The sequence below is a fragment of the Flavobacterium ammonificans genome, assembly GCF_020886115.1.
GTDB classification, from domain to species: domain Bacteria; phylum Bacteroidota; class Bacteroidia; order Flavobacteriales; family Flavobacteriaceae; genus Flavobacterium; species Flavobacterium ammonificans.
Window position 1 is genome coordinate 2,268,138 of the sequence record NZ_AP025185.1, and the last position, 16,069, is coordinate 2,284,206.

The window sequence follows — 16,069 nt, forward strand, 5'->3', positions numbered from 1 at the left end:
TAGCAAAAAATGTTATTCCGCATCCAATCGTATTTACAATTCCTTTGGCACTCCAAAAACGAACACGGAGTCCACTCCCCTTTTATATTTCTTTTGTTGACGCAAGGTTTATATAACAAGAAAATCAAATTACCAGTTGCCGCTTTATCTACCTATAAAGGAGTAAATTCGAAAAAGAGTCGATTTCTGTTCAAAATTGTTCGCTATTTCAGTCCAAAATCCATTTTGATTGTGGGAGATACTACTTTCGAAAAAGAAGTTATTGCGTTAGCAAATCCAAAATCAAATATTGATATAGAAAGCGCTATTTACAACTGTATTTATTTCAGTTCCATTCCAACAAATTCAATAACCAACAAAACAGTTGAACAACTTGTATTGACAGTTGAAAATGATAGTTTTTGGATTTTAGAAGACATTCACGCAAATCCTGCTGCAGAAGCACTTTGGCAAACCCTAAAACAAAATCCGAAAGTAACTGTAACCATCGATACTTATCATTTTGGTTTGGTCTTTTTTAGAAGAGAACAAGCCAAAGAGCATTTCATCATTAGAGCTTAATTACATTTGTATGTAACAAAATTCATTTTCCTACTACTTATGGATTTATTCAAAAGTCTTTCGTACTTTTAAATCCGAATTCAACGAATTTTTAATTCCAACAGCAACAATGGCAAATCCATTAATTAAAATAACTAACATCAAACGTGATTTCGTTCTTGGTAACGAAATTGTTTATGTTTTAAAAGGCATTGATTTACAAATCAATAAAGGAGAATATGTAGCGTTAATGGGACCTTCAGGTTCAGGAAAATCTACCTTAATGAATCTTTTAGGCTGTTTGGACACGCCTACTTCTGGAACTTATATTTTGAATGGAAAAGATGTTAGCCAAATGCAGGACGATGAATTAGCCGAAATTCGCAATAAAGAAATCGGTTTTGTTTTTCAAACGTTCAACCTTTTACCAAGAACAACTGCTTTAGATAATGTAGCCTTGCCTATGATTTACGCTGGCTATTCCAAATCAGAACGAAACGAAAGAGCAACCGAAGTATTGAAACAAGTCAATCTTGCCGATAGAATGGACCACCAACCCAACCAACTTTCGGGAGGTCAAAGACAACGTGTTGCCGTAGCAAGAGCATTGGTTAACAAACCTTCGATAATTTTGGCTGATGAACCAACAGGAAACTTAGACAGTAAAACGTCTGTGGAGATTATGAAATTGTTTGGCGACATTCACGCCAGTGGTAATACCGTTATTTTAGTTACACACGAAGAAGAAATTGCCGCTTATGCCAATCGAATCATTCGTTTGAGAGACGGATTAATTGAAAGCGACACCTCAAAATAAATTACAATAACGCTAATGAAGATATATACGAAGACAGGAGACGGAGGAATTACAGCGCTTTTTGGAGGAACAAGAGTTCCAAAAGACCATGCAAGAATTGAAAGCTACGGGACTGTAGACGAATTAAACTCTTACATTGGTTTAATCAGAGATCAAGAAATTGATGCACATTACAAAACCATCTTGATTGAAATACAAGATAGGTTATTTACTGTGGGTGCTATTTTAGCGACTCCGCCTGAAAAAGAAGTGCTCAAAAATGGAGAGCTTCGATTGAAAAATTTAGGTATAGTTGCTACAGATATTGAATTCTTAGAAAATGAAATTGACAGTATGGAAGAATCGCTTCCGCCAATGACACATTTTATTTTACCTGGGGGGCATCCTACCGTGTCACATTGTCATATTGCGCGATGTATTTGCCGAAGAGCCGAACGTCTTGCGGTGCATTTAAGCCACAACGAGCCCGTTTCTGAAATTGCAATCCAATATTTAAACCGACTTTCTGACTATCTTTTTGTCTTGGCACGAAAGTTGTCTAAAGATTTAAACGCTGAGGAAATACAATGGATTCCTAGGAAATAACCCCTTAGATTCTGTTATTTTTTCTTGGTCAAAATAAATTAACAAAACAGACAAAAAAACGTTCTTAACTTTTAATAAAAATAAATCATTTTTTACTTGCCTTTTTCAGTAAAAAATTTATTTTTGCACTAAACTAAATCGACAAAAGATGTATTGGACATTAGAATTAGCATCTTATTTAAGCGATGCGCCGTGGCCTGCTAACAAAGACGAACTTATTGACTACGCTATTAGAGCAGGAGCTCCATTAGAAGTAGTAGAAAACCTTCAATCTATTGAAGACGAAGGTGAAATATATGAATCAATGGAAGAAATTTGGCCAGATTATCCTACAGACGAAGATTACCTTTGGAATGAGGATGAATATTAAAAAATAAACCAAAGAAAAAGTCTCAAAAGAGGCTTTTTTTTTGGTTAAATTAGACTTTTACAAAAAATACCGAAATACAAACAATATTATGAGTTTCATAAATAGCATTATTAAAATCTTTGTTGGTGATAAATCCCAAAATGACGTTAAAGCATTACAACCTTATCTGACGAAAATCAAAGGATTCGAGAGTAGCTTAATGACATTATCGAACGACGAATTAAGAGCTCGTACCACTTATTTTAAAGATAGAATCAAGCAAGCACGCGCTGATAAAGATGCTAAAATTGCATCCCTACAACAAGAAGTAGAAACTATTCAAGACATCGATCAAAGAGAAGATATCTATGTGGCTATTGATGCTTTGGAAAAAGAAGCTTACGATATTTCGGAGAAAACTTTAATGGAAATTTTGCCTGAAGCTTTTGCAGTAGTAAAAGAAACAGCAAGACGTTTCAAAGACAATACGCAAATTGAAGTTACTGCCACTCCAAAAGACAGAGAGTTCTCTGCTACCAAAACCTACGTTACCATAGAAGGAGAAAAAGCCGTTTGGGCTAATTCATGGAATGCCGCTGGTAAACAAATTACTTGGGACATGATTCACTACGACGTACAGTTGATTGGTGGAATGGTGTTGCACGAAGGAAAAGTAGCCGAAATGCAAACAGGAGAAGGAAAAACATTAGTTGCTACCCTTCCTATTTACTTGAATGCCTTAACTGGAAACGGTGTGCACTTAGTAACGGTAAATGATTACTTGGCAAAACGTGATAGTACCTGGAAAGCGCCATTGTTTGAATTCCACGGAATGACAGTGGAATGTATTGACAATTACCAACCAAGTTCAGAAGAAAGAAAAAGAGCCTACGATGCTGATATTACGTACGGAACCAATAACGAATTTGGTTTTGACTACCTAAGAGATAATATGGCGCATTCGCCAGAAGATTTGGTACAACGCAAACACAACTATGCGATTGTCGATGAGGTGGATTCTGTTTTGATTGATGATGCTAGAACACCATTGATTATATCAGGACCAGTTCCGCAAGGAGACCGTCACGAATTCAATGAGTTAAAACCAAAAATTGAGAACTTAGTTAGTTTACAACGTCAATTAGCCAACGGATTTTTGGCAGAAGCCAAAAAATTAATCAAAGAAGGAAACACTAAAGACGGAGGATTCCAATTATTGAGAGCCTACAGAAGTTTACCAAAGAACAAAGCTTTAATCAAATTCCTTTCTGAAGAAGGCGTAAAACAATTGCTTCAAAAAACCGAAAACCAATACATTCAAGACAACAAACGCGAAATGCATTTGGTTGACGAAGCTTTGTATTTTGTAATTGAAGAAAAAAACAACCAAGTAGAATTGACCGATAACGGAATCCAATTCTTATCTGGAGATACTGATGCTGATTTCTTTGTCCTTCCAGATATTGGAACTGAAATTGCTGCTATCGAAAAACAAAAATTAGACGCCGATGCAGAAGCGGAAGCTAAAGAACGTTTGTTCCAAGATTTCGGAGTAAAAAGCGAACGTATCCATACCTTAACTCAGCTTTTAAAAGCCTACACTTTATTCGAAAAAGATGTAGAATATGTGATTATGGATAACAAAATCCTGATTGTAGATGAACAAACAGGTCGTATTATGGACGGACGTCGTTATTCTGACGGATTGCACCAAGCCATTGAAGCGAAAGAAAATGTAAAAATTGAAGCGGCAACGCAAACTTTTGCTACCGTTACCTTACAAAACTACTTCAGAATGTACAACAAACTGAGTGGTATGACAGGAACTGCGGTGACTGAAGCGGGCGAACTTTGGCAAATTTATAAATTAGACGTAGTTGAAATTCCGACTAATAGAGGAATAGCAAGAATTGATAAAGATGATTTCATCTATAAAACTACTCGTGAAAAATTCAACGCGGTTATCGAAGATGTAACGGAATTATCAAAAGCTGGAAGACCCGTTTTAATTGGAACTACCTCAGTTGAAATCTCCGAATTATTAAGCCGAATGTTGAAAATGAGAGGCATCACACACAATGTGTTGAATGCTAAAATGCACAAGCAAGAAGCGCAAATCGTTGAAGAAGCAGGTAAACCAGGAGTAGTAACTATTGCTACCAATATGGCAGGTCGTGGAACAGATATTAAATTATCTCCTGAAGTAAAAGCTGCAGGTGGTTTGGCCATCGTAGGTACAGAGCGTCATGATTCACGTCGTGTAGACCGTCAGTTAAGAGGTCGTGCAGGACGTCAAGGAGATCCAGGAAGTTCTCAATTCTACGTTTCGTTAGAAGACAACTTGATGCGTTTATTTGGTTCCGAAAGAGTAGCCAAAGTAATGGACAGAATGGGATTAGAAGAAGGAGAAGTGATTCAACATTCAATGATGACCAAATCCATTGAACGTGCGCAGAAAAAAGTAGAAGAAAACAACTTTGGAGTGCGTAAACGTTTATTGGAATATGATGATGTCATGAACGCACAACGTGAAGTCGTGTACAAACGTCGTCGCCATGCCTTGTTTGGAGAACGTCTAAAATTAGACATTGCCAATATGCTTTATGATACTTGCGAACTAATTGTATCCGAAAACAAAGTCGTTAATGATTTCAAAAACTTTGAATTCGAATTAATTCGTTATTTCTCGATTACATCACCAGTAACTGAAGCGGAGTTTGCTAAATTATCAGACGTCGAATTAACGGGTAAAATTTACAAAGCCACTTTAGAATTCTATACGGAGAAAACAGAACGAAGTGCCAGAGAAGCCTTCCCTATTATCAAAGGAGTTTACGAAGACAAAAACAATCAGTTTGAGCGCATCGTAGTGCCTTTTACAGACGGAATCAAAACCTTGAACGTAGTAACCGACTTGAAGAAAGCCTACGAGACACAAGGAGCGCAATTAGTGGCTGATTTTGAAAAGAACATCACTTTATCTATTGTGGATGAAGCTTGGAAAAAACACTTGCGTAAAATGGACGAATTGAAACAATCCGTTCAATTAGCGGTTCACGAACAAAAAGATCCGTTGCTAATTTACAAATTAGAAGCCTTCAACTTGTTCAGAGCCATGCTTGACAATGTGAATAAAGACGTGATTTCGTTTTTATTCAAAGGCGATATACCAGCGCAACAAGCACCAAAGATTGAAGAAGCCAAAGAAGTTCGTCAAAAAGAAAACTATAAATTAAGTAAAGACGAAATTCCAAACAGTGAAAACCTAAACCACGAGGCGGCGGACACGCAACAACGTCAAGTAACCGAAACCATCGTGAGAGACATGCCAAAAATCAATCGTAACGATACCGTAACGATTCAGGAAGTCGCTACTGGAAAAACAGAAACCATGAAGTACAAAAAAGCCGAAAGTTTAGTAACTTCAGGTCAATGGGTCATTGTGAACGACTAATCGTTTCACTGTTCTATACATACTGGGTGTCTAAAAAGTTTTTATTTGTCATGCTGAACTTGTTTCAGCAGCTATAAATAACTTTTTAGACACTTTTTTTTTTACTTTACTTTTTAGTAGCAGCTATTCTACTTCCTGAACACGACTTGTCCCGCTATCCGCTGTATCTTTTTAGGCTTCCAGCCTTTAAAAGGCTGGAAGCCTAAAAAGGATGCCGCTTCTATCGGGGCTAGCATACCCTTTTATTTTTCAAAACTTATATTTGGATTACAAACAAATTTTCCTACATTTGAAGTACCCTGTAACTGCACTCGACCCCAAATCGTTTTCCCTTTACAGACTGGCTTTTTAATTTTATTAAAAAAAATTGGCTCAATAGAGAATTAATTTAACTAATAAGTTTCACTAAAGGACAACTTGTTGTACATTTGCAATGAATACAAATCCCAAAATCAGAACTGTAGTATTCTATAAAGACTACTTTAAAGCATTTTTTAGTAATCAACGAGAAAAGGTACAAAAGAAAATCATTTGGACTTTAGAGCTCATTCAAGAATTAGCTAAAGTCACTGAAACCTATTTAAAACATCTTGAAAATACTGATGGTCTATATGAAATTAGAATACAACAAGGAAACGATATTTTTAGACTTTTTTGTTTTTTTGATAAAGGAAAACTGATTGTTATAGCCAACGGTTTTCAAAAGAAAACACAAAAAACACCTAAAAAGGAAATTGAAAAAGCATTACAAATTAAAGCCGAATATGAAAACAAATAAGCTACAAACACTTTCTGAATTTAAAGACGATTTCTATGGAAAAATAGGAACTGAAAAACGCACAGCCATAGAAAAAGGCTATCAAGAATTCAAATTAGGCGCTTTAATTCATGAAGCCCGAATTGAAAAAGGATTAACCCAAGAACAATTGGCTGAGAAATGTGGCACAACCAAATCTTATATTTCCAAAATTGAAAATAACATCAAAGAAGTTCGCTTCTCTACCCTTCAAAAAATTGTGGAATGCGGATTGGGTGGAAAATTAGAATTGAACATTAAATTGTAATTGATAAGCCACTGATTCCAAAGATTAAACGGATTGGATCCATGCACCAATTACTACATTGATTCCTTTTCAAATTTTCAAATTGAACAATTTTCAAATTGTATATTTGTTACATTATAAAAATTTCCTACATTTGAAAACCCTGTAACTGCACTCGACCCCAAATCGTTTTCCCTTTACAGAAATTTTATTAATTGTAATCCTTTGTGAATGTTAGTAACCATTTATATAGGGAACTTGCGTATATATAAAAGTTAGTGGCAATTTTACCGCAGCCTAAGAATCTAACGCAATTTTTATAAAATAGAAATTAGGTATTATTTTACCTCTTTAGCTTTCATAAAATCTCTAGTATCAATCAATGGAAATATCTCATTTTGAAGAATAGTTCCACGTAATTTTTCGTGTAATATTCCTCGAATTGTTCCTGCAACAATATTTAATAAATTTAACATTAATGCATCTGGAACCTGAAATCCGCTTCTTTCTTTTTTTATTACAGTTTCAAAAGGTGTAATATGAAATTTCATCAAAACTTTTAACTCTCCAAAATAACTATCCAACTCCTGTACTTTAAGTTTTACTGTTGTTTCAACAGCGAGTTCACTTGATTCTTCTAAAACTTTAACATTAAAATCTGATTGATACTCAATCACATCAATTTTATTAGTGTCAAATTCTCCAATATCGTACTGAGAAAATCTCAGTACATTTATTGAAGATATTCGCATTTGAAACTGAATTTCTTTTTCTTTATTATCTACCATGACTATAATGATTCATACTCAACGTCTGTAACGTTGAACATTGATTTACTATTTTTTGTAAATGAAAAATTAGATTGATTCTCATTTACATAAAACATATTTAAGTTAATAGTTAAATTAAATTGAACTCTTTCATCCAATTTATGAAGATAAACATCTTCTTTTTTTATATAAATTTTGAAATCAAATTTTGCATCAAAGCACTTTTCAAACTTATTTATGAATGAAACATTCATATTTTTTACGCCAGACATTAATTGACTAACGTAAGACTCTGAATATCCTAACTTTGTTGCTAAATCTTTATTACTTAATTTTTCATAATCTAAGAATTTATCAACCTCTTTCATTACTCGTAAGCTAACTAAAGACTCATCAATTTTCTCTCTATTATTATCTACATAAGACTGAATAGAAAATCTTTTTGTTACTTCGTTCATAAGTTTATTTTTTCGATTTGTATGTTTTCAATTGTATTTATCGTTGTTGTCAATTTTTTTGTGTTTTCTTGACTTTCTTTTTTACCATATCTATAAATAAAAAGCTCCCGATAACCATTATTTATAGCTTGAAGAGTGTAAAATCTATGCGAATCTACTTTTATTGCATAAACTGAACCAAATGTAAAATCTGCTTCCCAATTATATTGAGTTTTATTTTCAGTTTTATTTTTAACAGCTTCTATAACTAATACAAATTTTCTTGTCAATTTTTCATTTCTATTAATTTCAGTGAATTTCTTAGTCAAATCAGAATTACTATGATTTAGATAAACTCTGAATCTATTCTGGTGACATTCACAAATTATATAAAAATTCTCCAAGACTTAACTTATTAGTAAAGCGCAAAAGTAAAACAAACATTTTGAATTAACAAACAATAATTAAGCAATAGGTTAATTTTAACAAAAACTGCCACCAACAGCGGTTTCAAGAAATGGCGAGGCAAGGGATTTATCAGAAATAGGAAAGGTTTTTTAATTTAAAGTTTTAGTTATATTTGTAAAGGCTTGGTCTTGGTTCATGGCCAACTTCTTGTAGCTGCGACATGTTAGACAAACACAAAAACCCCAACACACCTTCCAAAACTCAACAGAAAAAACTAACTTTGGATGGTACACTTTGACACCAGCATAAATGACTTTAGAACAGTATATCGACAACATCAATAAACGCTACCAATTGGGTAATGCGACTGAGCATACTTTTCGTGGCGACTTGCAGCAACTTTTAGAAAGCTTAGTGCCTGACATTAGAGCGACGAACGAACCCAAAAGACAATCCTGCGGTGCACCCGATTATATTCTGACTAAAGGAGATATTCCTGTTGGTTTTATTGAAGCAAAAGACATTGGCGACAAAGACTTGGAAGGAGCCAAAAAAACAGGCAACAAAGAACAGTTTGACCGCTACAAAGCGTCGCTGAACAACTTAATTTTTACCGACTATTTAGATTTTCATTTATATATTGACGGTGTTTTTATTACTAAAATTGCCATTGCTTCCATACATAACGGAGCTATCGTTCCATTGCCTGAAAACTTTGCCACCTTTACCAATCTGATTAAGGACTTTGCTTCACACCTTGGGCAAACCATCAAAAGCAGTAAAAAATTAGCCGAAATGATGGCGGGCAAAGCCCGACTGTTATCCGATGTAATTGAAAAAGCATTGACCACTGATGTAAGCAATCAGGAAGATAGCACCTTAAAGGATCAAATGGTAGCTTTCAAAGAAATCCTAATTCACGACATTACGCCCAAAGGATTTGCAGACGTCTATGCACAAACCATTGCTTACGGAATGTTTGCAGCGCGTTTGCATGATGCTACTTTGCCTACTTTTAGCCGACAAGAAGCGGCAGAATTAATTCCGAAATCCAATCCGTTTTTACGCAAACTCTTTGGCTACATTGCGGGACCCGATATTGACGACCGTATCAAATGGATTGTAGACAGTTTGGTCGATATTTTCTTGGCGTGCAATGTAGAGGAAATTTTAAAGAACTACGGAAAGTCCACCAAAATGGAAGATCCGATCATCCATTTTTATGAAACTTTCCTGAGCGAATACGACCCAAAATTGCGAAAAGCGCGTGGCGTTTGGTACACACCGGCACCTGTTGTTAATTTTATCGTTCGTGCTGTGGACGACATTTTAAAAACCGAATTTGATTTGCCGCAAGGTTTGGCTGACACCAGCAAAACCAAAATCAAAGTGGATCTACAAGGCAAAAAAGTAGAACAAGAAGTGCACAAAGTCCAAATTTTGGATCCAGCCACAGGAACAGGCACCTTCCTAGCCGAAACCATCAAACACATACATAAAAAATTTGAAGGACAACAAGGCATTTGGAGCAATTATGTAGAAACCCATTTATTGCCTCGCCTTAATGGTTTTGAGTTACTCATGGCAAGTTATGCCATGGCACATTTAAAATTGGATTTGCTTTTAACCGAAACCGGTTTCAAACCCACCAGCAACCAACGATTAAGAGTGTACCTAACCAACAGTTTAGAAGAAAGCCACCCCGATACAGGAACCTTGTTTGCCAATTGGCTCAGTAGCGAAGCCAACGAGGCCAATCACATCAAAAGAGATTCGCCAGTGATGTGTATTATTGGGAACCCGCCGTATAGTGGAGAAAGTTCCAATAATGGTAAATGGATTATGAACCTGATGGAAGATTACAAAAAAGAACCTGGAGGTATAGAAAAACTAAAAGAAAGAAATCCAAAATGGATAAACGATGACTATGTTAAGTTTTTGCGTTACGGACAGCATTTTATAGAGAAAAATGGCAGTGGTGTTTTAGCTTTTATTAACCCACACGGATTTTTAGACAATCCTACTTTTCGTGGAATGCGTTGGAACTTGCTAAAAACCTACGATAAAATTTATACCATAGATTTACACGGTAACAGTAATAAACAAGAGAAATCACCTGATGGAAGTGTAGATGTAAACGTTTTTGATATACAGCAAGGTGTTTCAATAAATTTGTTTATTAAGACTGGAAAGAAAAAAGTTAATGAATTAGGTAAAGTATTTCATTTTGATTTATATGGTAAAAGAGAAATGAAATATGATTTTCTTACTGAAAATACATTAAAGGATATTGTTTTTAATCAACTTGATATTTCAAAACCAAATTATTTTTTCGTTTCAAGAAATATTAAAAAACAAAATATTTATGAAAAAGGAATTTCTGTATCTGAATTATTTACAATAAACAGTATTGGAATTGTCACTTCAAAAGATGAGATTTTAATTAATAGTTCAAAAGAGGAACTAATAAAAAATGTTAGTGAATATTACTCAATAAATGCAGATATTAATTTAATAAAAAAAATTTCTTACAGACCATTTGATAGTAAATTCATTTATTATGATGTGAAAATTATTGAAAGAGCAAGATATAAAGTGATGAAACATTTTCTTGAAGGTAATAATTTTGGTTTAGTAACTGCTAGAAGTAATAAATCAAATACCTGTGATCATTTTTATATTTCAAACAATTTAATGGAAACTAAATGTGGAGAAAGAACGACACAGTCCGCAATATTACCTCTTTACATATACCCAGATAATAAAGGACAACAAACCATTGACCAAACCACAGAACGAACGCCCAATTTAAACCCTGAAATTGTCAAGCAAATAGCAGCGCAATTGGGATTGAATTTTGTGCCAGACCACGAGCTTTGTCATGCTGAACTTGTTTCAGCATCTCAACAGACCCTGAAACGAGTTCAGGGTGACGAGACAGTTTTTACTCCTTTAGACCTATTAGATTACATCTATGCGGTTTTACACTCTCCAACCTATAGAGAAAAATACAAAGAGTTTTTAAAAATAGATTTTCCAAGAGTGCCGTATCCAAAAGATACCGCCACGTTTTGGCAACTAGTCAAACTAGGGGAGCAAATTAGACAAATCCATTTATTAGAAAGCCCAATTGTAGAAAAATACATCACAGGCTATCCCGAAGATGGTGATAACGTAGTTGTAAAACCCCGCTTTGTCATTGCGAACGATAGTGAAGCAATCCCAACAAATGAGACTGCTTCGTGCCTCGCAGTGACAGGCAGCGTATACATCAACGACACTCAATACTTTTCAAATGTCCCAGAGGTAGCATGGAATTTCTACATAGGCGGTTATCAACCGGCTCAAAAATGGCTCAAAGACAGAAAAGACCGTAAATTAGAGTTTGACGATATTTTACACTATCAAAAGATCATTGTCGCCTTATCTGAAACAGATCGATTGATGAAGGAGATTGATACCATTGAGATAGAGTAAATACATCAAGAGATGAAAAAAGTGGTAAGTTCCACTATGGAAATTACCACTTTTTTATTGCTTACATAAGACGATTACTTTGTTCGTACGTTAAGTAACTTAAAAAATTCAACAAACTATAATACCGTCCCTACGGGACTTCTTCTCTTTATTTTCTATGGGTTTTTACCAAAATGCAACTCCTAGCGGAGTTAATAAAAAGATAGTATAGCATCAACCTATTACGAAGAGATTCAATAGTGGTAAACCTGACTTAAATCCCGTAGGGATGAAATTTTGGTAAAAAACTTTTGATCTTGATTCCTATTAATCCCGTAGATTTGAGATTAAGAGGAGGAAGCCCGGTGGGCTTCAGGTATAAACAAAAAACCCCGTTTCGTTAGAAACAGGGTTTTTAAAGAATCTGAAACAAGTTCAGATTAAAGAAAAGCGACGAACCGAGCCCTTTAGGGCGAACACGTCGATCCTATAAACAAAAAAACTCCAACTTTTTCAAGTTGGAGTTTCATAAAGAAAGGCGACGACATACTCTCCCACATAACTGCAGTACCATCTGCGCAGGCGGGCTTAACTACTCTGTTCGGGATGGGAAGAGGTGAGCCCCGCCGCAATAACCACCTTAAGATTATTGTTTAAGGTTTCAAGTTTTTTTAGTTTAAGGTTGTAACCTTGAACTTTAAACATTGAACTTCAAACGCAGCTTCGCTGCAAATATCTTAACATACTGAGATAAAGAAAAGTAATTAGAAAATTTCTCCCCTCCTTCCCCTGAGGTGACTCGAAGGGAGGAGGGAAAACGTACATAAGCTTACGGGTTATTAGTACTACTCGACTATGACATTACTGCCTTTACATCTATAGCCTATCAACGTGGTCATCTCCCACGACCCTTAAAAGAAATCTCATCTTGTGGTGGGTTTCGCGCTTATATGCTTTCAGCGCTTATCCCTTCCAAACGTAGCTACTCTGCGGTGCCCCTGGCGGGACAACAGATACACTAGAGGTTTGTCCAATTCGGTCCTCTCGTACTAGAATCAGATCCACTCAAATTTCTTGCGCCCACAGTAGATAGAGACCGAACTGTCTCACGACGTTCTGAACCCAGCTCGCGTGCCACTTTAATGGGCGAACAGCCCAACCCTTGGGACCTTCTCCAGCCCCAGGATGTGACGAGCCGACATCGAGGTGCCAAACCCCCCCGTCGATATGAGCTCTTGGGGGAGATCAGCCTGTTATCCCCGGCGTACCTTTTATCCTTTGAGCGATGGCCCTTCCATGCGGAACCACCGGATCACTATGCTCTACTTTCGTACCTGATCGACCTGTATGTCTCTCAGTCAAGCTCCCTTATGCCATTGCACTCTACGCACGGTTACCAAGCGTACTGAGGGAACCTTTAGAAGCCTCCGTTACTCTTTTGGAGGCGACCACCCCAGTCAAACTACCCACCAAGCAATGTCCCCCGCTTAAGCGGGGTTAGGCCTCAGATAAACAAAGGGTTGTATTTCAACAATGACTCCACAACGCCTGGCGACGCCACTTCATAGTCTCCAACCTATCCTACACATCATTTATCCAAGGTCAATACTAAGCTATAGTAAAGGTGCACAGGGTCTTTTCGTCCCACTGCGGGTAAACGGCATCTTCACCGTTACTACAATTTCACCGAGCTCATGGCTGAGACAGTGTCCAGATCGTTACACCATTCGTGCAGGTCGGAACTTACCCGACAAGGAATTTCGCTACCTTAGGACCGTTATAGTTACGGCCGCCGTTTACTGGGGCTTCAATTCAATGCTTCTCCGAAGATAACATCTCCTCTTAACCTTCCAGCACCGGGCAGGTGTCAGGCCCTATACTTCATCTTACGATTTTGCAGAGCCCTGTGTTTTTGATAAACAGTCGCCTGGACCTCTTCACTGCGGCCAGCTTGCGCTGGCGACCTTTCTCCCGAAGTTACAGGTCTATTTTGCCTAATTCCTTAGCCATGAATCTCTCGAGCACCTTAGGATTCTCTCCTCGACTACCTGTGTCGGTTTGCGGTACGGGTACTTATTACCTGAAGTTTAGAGGTTTTTCTTGGAAGCCCTTAGGCGCACTATCTCTTTGACCGAAGTCTCCGAGTACTATCGTATTTCCCCAAGATCTGTGGATTTGCCTGCAGATCTTATAGGTAGGTACTTCAACGAACTATTCCGTCAGTTCGCGGCGCTTTCATCACTCCGTCACCCCATCACAGTAATAAGTAGTACGGGAATATTAACCCGTTGTCCATCGACTGTCCCTTTCGGGTTCGCCTTAGGTCCCGACTAACCCACAGCTGATTAGCATAGCTGTGGAAACCTTAGTCTTTCGGTGTGCGGGTTTCTCGCCCGCATTATCGTTACTTATGCCTACATTTTCTTTTCCAGCCAGTCCAGCATACCTTACGATACACCTTCAACCCTGCTGGAATGCTCCCCTACCACTTGTATATAATACAAATCCATAGCTTCGGTACTATACTTATGCCCGATTATTATCCATGCTCGTCCGCTCGACTAGTGAGCTGTTACGCACTCTTTAAATGAATGGCTGCTTCCAAGCCAACATCCTAGCTGTCTGGGCAGACAAACCTCGTTCTTTCAACTTAGTATAGATTTGGGGACCTTAGCTGATGGTCTGGGTTCTTTCCCTCTCGGACTTGGACCTTAGCACCCAAGCCCTCACTGCTGGTAAACATTATATAGCATTCGGAGTTTGTCAGGAATTGGTAGGCGGTGAAGCCCCCGCATCCAATCAGTAGCTCTACCTCTATATAACTTAAATCCAGCGCTGCACCTAAATGCATTTCGGGGAGTACGAGCTATTTCCGAGTTTGATTGGCCTTTCACCCCTACCCACAGGTCATCCGAAGACTTTTCAACGTCAACCGGTTCGGACCTCCACTATGTGTTACCACAGCTTCATCCTGCCCATGGGTAGATCACACGGTTTCGCGTCTAACACTACTGACTAAAGCGCCCTATTCAGACTCGCTTTCGCTACGGATCCGTGACTTAACCACTTATCCTTGCCAGCAACGTTAACTCGTAGGCTCATTATGCAAAAGGCACGCCGTCACCCCACGAAAGGGCTCCGACCGCTTGTAAGCGTATGGTTTCAGGATCTATTTCACTCCGTTATTCACGGTTCTTTTCACCTTTCCCTCACGGTACTGGTTCACTATCGGTCTCTCAGGAGTATTTAGCCTTAGCGGATGGTCCCGCCAAATTCAGACAGGGTTTCACGTGCCCCGCCCTACTCAGGATACCACTATCCTTTACACTCATTACCTATACGGGACTATCACCCTCTACGGTCCTACTTTCCAGTAGATTCTAGTTCTTTGTGCAAGAAATCTCGTGGTCCTACAACCCCAACATTGCCGTAACAACATTGGTTTGGGCTAATCCGCGTTCGCTCGCCACTACTTACGGAATCACTTTTGTTTTCTTCTCCTCCGCCTACTTAGATGTTTCAGTTCAGCGGGTTTGCCCACCTATCGGTGTACTATGTCTTCAACATAGTGGGTTGCCCCATTCAGGTATTTACGGATCGTATCGTGTGTGCCAATCCCCGTAACTTTTCGCAGCTTATCACGCCTTTCATCGCCTCTGAGAGCCTAGGCATCCCCCATACGCCCTTATTTTGCTTATTGTACCAACTTATTAATTAAAATAAGCCGTTTCTTTTACTTGTCTAATGATAAACAAGCAAAAATGTTTTCTACTTTATTATTTTCTTATCTCAATATGTCAATGAACGTTAAACTAGTGTGCAGTATTCAGATTTTAGTATTCAGTTACTACTGATAACTAAGTCCTGTGGACTGTCCACTGTTTTTGTGGAGAATAACGGAGTCGAACCGTTGACCTCCTGCGTGCAAGGCAGGCGCTCTAGCCAGCTGAGCTAATCCCCCGTGTTTTAGTTGTCAGTTATCAGTCGTCTGTTGACAGTATAATGATAAAGACAACATCCATCGGATGACTCAACTTCTAAAATTTCCATAAGTTAAAAAATAGTAGTCCCGCCCAGACTCGAACTGGGGACCCCTACATTATCAGTGTAGTACTCTAACCAGCTGAGCTACGAGACTCTGTTTTTTACTTATTTGTATTATTTGAACTAACAGCAAGAGTAATATTATCATGAAATTCAATCCCATGTC

The 16,069-nt window shown here is 37.7% G+C and carries 11 protein-coding genes, 2 tRNA genes and 2 rRNA genes; 8 read left to right on the forward strand and 7 right to left on the reverse strand.

Annotated features, from left to right (window positions below; translation table 11 throughout):
• Positions 1 to 9: 9 nt before the first annotated feature.
• The 7 genes from LPC20_RS10085 to LPC20_RS10115 all read left to right on the forward strand — a co-directional run bounded on the left by LPC20_RS10085 (position 10) and on the right by LPC20_RS10115 (position 6,809).
• On the forward strand, positions 10 to 561 hold the full coding sequence (locus LPC20_RS10085) for a hypothetical protein (protein ID WP_229325034.1): 552 nt from the start codon (positions 10 to 12) through the stop codon (positions 559 to 561).
• A gap of 109 nt (positions 562 to 670) precedes the next feature.
• Positions 671 to 1,357 carry an ABC transporter ATP-binding protein gene (locus LPC20_RS10090; protein WP_229325036.1) on the forward strand — a complete coding sequence of 229 codons (687 nt, stop codon included), beginning with the start codon at positions 671 to 673 and terminating at the stop codon, positions 1,355 to 1,357.
• Between the two features lie 15 nt (positions 1,358 to 1,372).
• Positions 1,373 to 1,942, forward strand: a complete 570-nt coding sequence (locus LPC20_RS10095; protein ID WP_229325038.1) for a cob(I)yrinic acid a,c-diamide adenosyltransferase — start codon at positions 1,373 to 1,375, stop codon at positions 1,940 to 1,942.
• A gap of 148 nt (positions 1,943 to 2,090) precedes the next feature.
• Positions 2,091 to 2,312 (forward strand): DUF2795 domain-containing protein, encoded by a 222-nt coding sequence (locus LPC20_RS10100; RefSeq protein ID WP_007138072.1) that lies wholly within the window; start codon positions 2,091 to 2,093, stop codon positions 2,310 to 2,312.
• A gap of 88 nt (positions 2,313 to 2,400) precedes the next feature.
• Complete coding sequence (gene secA, locus LPC20_RS10105) at positions 2,401 to 5,745, forward strand: preprotein translocase subunit SecA (RefSeq protein WP_229325040.1); 3,345 nt, start codon at positions 2,401 to 2,403, stop codon at positions 5,743 to 5,745.
• A gap of 433 nt (positions 5,746 to 6,178) precedes the next feature.
• Positions 6,179 to 6,523: a type II toxin-antitoxin system RelE/ParE family toxin gene (locus LPC20_RS10110; protein WP_229325042.1), complete on the forward strand. Its 345-nt coding sequence runs from the start codon at positions 6,179 to 6,181 to the stop codon at positions 6,521 to 6,523.
• Positions 6,510 to 6,809 carry a helix-turn-helix domain-containing protein gene (locus LPC20_RS10115; protein ID WP_229325044.1) on the forward strand — a complete coding sequence of 100 codons (300 nt, stop codon included), beginning with the start codon at positions 6,510 to 6,512 and terminating at the stop codon, positions 6,807 to 6,809. The genes LPC20_RS10110 and LPC20_RS10115 overlap by 14 nt, the downstream gene beginning before the upstream one ends.
• Positions 6,810 to 7,126: 317 nt before the next feature.
• Here the strand turns inward: LPC20_RS10115 and LPC20_RS10120 are convergent, their stop codons facing one another.
• The 3 genes from LPC20_RS10120 to LPC20_RS10130 are packed head-to-tail and all read right to left on the reverse strand — an operon-like array spanning position 7,127 to position 8,324.
• On the reverse strand, positions 7,127 to 7,576 hold the full coding sequence (locus LPC20_RS10120; RefSeq protein WP_229325046.1) for a hypothetical protein: 450 nt from the start codon (positions 7,574 to 7,576) through the stop codon (positions 7,127 to 7,129).
• Between the two features lie 2 nt (positions 7,577 to 7,578).
• Positions 7,579 to 8,016 (reverse strand): helix-turn-helix domain-containing protein, encoded by a 438-nt coding sequence (locus tag LPC20_RS10125; RefSeq protein WP_229325049.1) that lies wholly within the window; start codon positions 8,014 to 8,016, stop codon positions 7,579 to 7,581.
• Positions 8,013 to 8,324 carry a hypothetical protein gene (locus LPC20_RS10130; protein ID WP_229325051.1) on the reverse strand — a complete coding sequence of 104 codons (312 nt, stop codon included), beginning with the start codon at positions 8,322 to 8,324 and terminating at the stop codon, positions 8,013 to 8,015. The genes LPC20_RS10125 and LPC20_RS10130 overlap by 4 nt, the downstream gene beginning before the upstream one ends.
• Positions 8,325 to 8,712: 388 nt before the next feature.
• Between LPC20_RS10130 and LPC20_RS10135 the strand changes: the two genes are divergently transcribed.
• Positions 8,713 to 11,880, forward strand: coding sequence for a type ISP restriction/modification enzyme (locus tag LPC20_RS10135; RefSeq protein ID WP_229325053.1), 3,168 nt, complete (start codon positions 8,713 to 8,715; stop codon positions 11,878 to 11,880).
• Positions 11,881 to 12,392: 512 nt separating this feature from the next.
• Here the strand turns inward: LPC20_RS10135 and rrf are convergent.
• The 4 genes from rrf to LPC20_RS10155 all read right to left on the reverse strand — a co-directional run bounded on the left by rrf (position 12,393) and on the right by LPC20_RS10155 (position 15,997).
• Positions 12,393 to 12,502: ribosomal RNA gene (gene rrf / locus LPC20_RS10140) — 5S ribosomal RNA — on the reverse strand.
• A gap of 176 nt (positions 12,503 to 12,678) precedes the next feature.
• Positions 12,679 to 15,559: ribosomal RNA gene (locus LPC20_RS10145) — 23S ribosomal RNA — on the reverse strand.
• Positions 15,560 to 15,746: 187 nt separating this feature from the next.
• Positions 15,747 to 15,820, reverse strand: a tRNA-Ala gene (locus tag LPC20_RS10150).
• 103 nt (positions 15,821 to 15,923) lie between these two features.
• Positions 15,924 to 15,997, reverse strand: a tRNA-Ile gene (locus LPC20_RS10155).
• Positions 15,998 to 16,069: the final 72 nt, after the last annotated feature.

Bases quoted from the DNA above. Each gene is read 5' to 3' on its own strand.
- LPC20_RS10085 (WP_229325034.1), top strand. From the start codon at position 10: ATGTTATTCCGCATCCAATCGTATTTACAATTCCTTTGGCACTCCAAA.
- LPC20_RS10090 (WP_229325036.1), top strand. From the start codon at position 671: ATGGCAAATCCATTAATTAAAATAACTAACATCAAACGTGATTTCGTT.
- LPC20_RS10095 (WP_229325038.1), top strand. From the start codon at position 1,373: ATGAAGATATATACGAAGACAGGAGACGGAGGAATTACAGCGCTTTTT.
- LPC20_RS10100 (WP_007138072.1), top strand. From the start codon at position 2,091: ATGTATTGGACATTAGAATTAGCATCTTATTTAAGCGATGCGCCGTGG.
- secA (WP_229325040.1), top strand. From the start codon at position 2,401: ATGAGTTTCATAAATAGCATTATTAAAATCTTTGTTGGTGATAAATCC.
- LPC20_RS10110 (WP_229325042.1), top strand. From the start codon at position 6,179: ATGAATACAAATCCCAAAATCAGAACTGTAGTATTCTATAAAGACTAC.
- LPC20_RS10115 (WP_229325044.1), top strand. From the start codon at position 6,510: ATGAAAACAAATAAGCTACAAACACTTTCTGAATTTAAAGACGATTTC.
- LPC20_RS10120 (WP_229325046.1), bottom strand. From the start codon at position 7,576: ATGGTAGATAATAAAGAAAAAGAAATTCAGTTTCAAATGCGAATATCT.
- LPC20_RS10125 (WP_229325049.1), bottom strand. From the start codon at position 8,016: ATGAACGAAGTAACAAAAAGATTTTCTATTCAGTCTTATGTAGATAAT.
- LPC20_RS10135 (WP_229325053.1), top strand. From the start codon at position 8,713: ATGACTTTAGAACAGTATATCGACAACATCAATAAACGCTACCAATTG.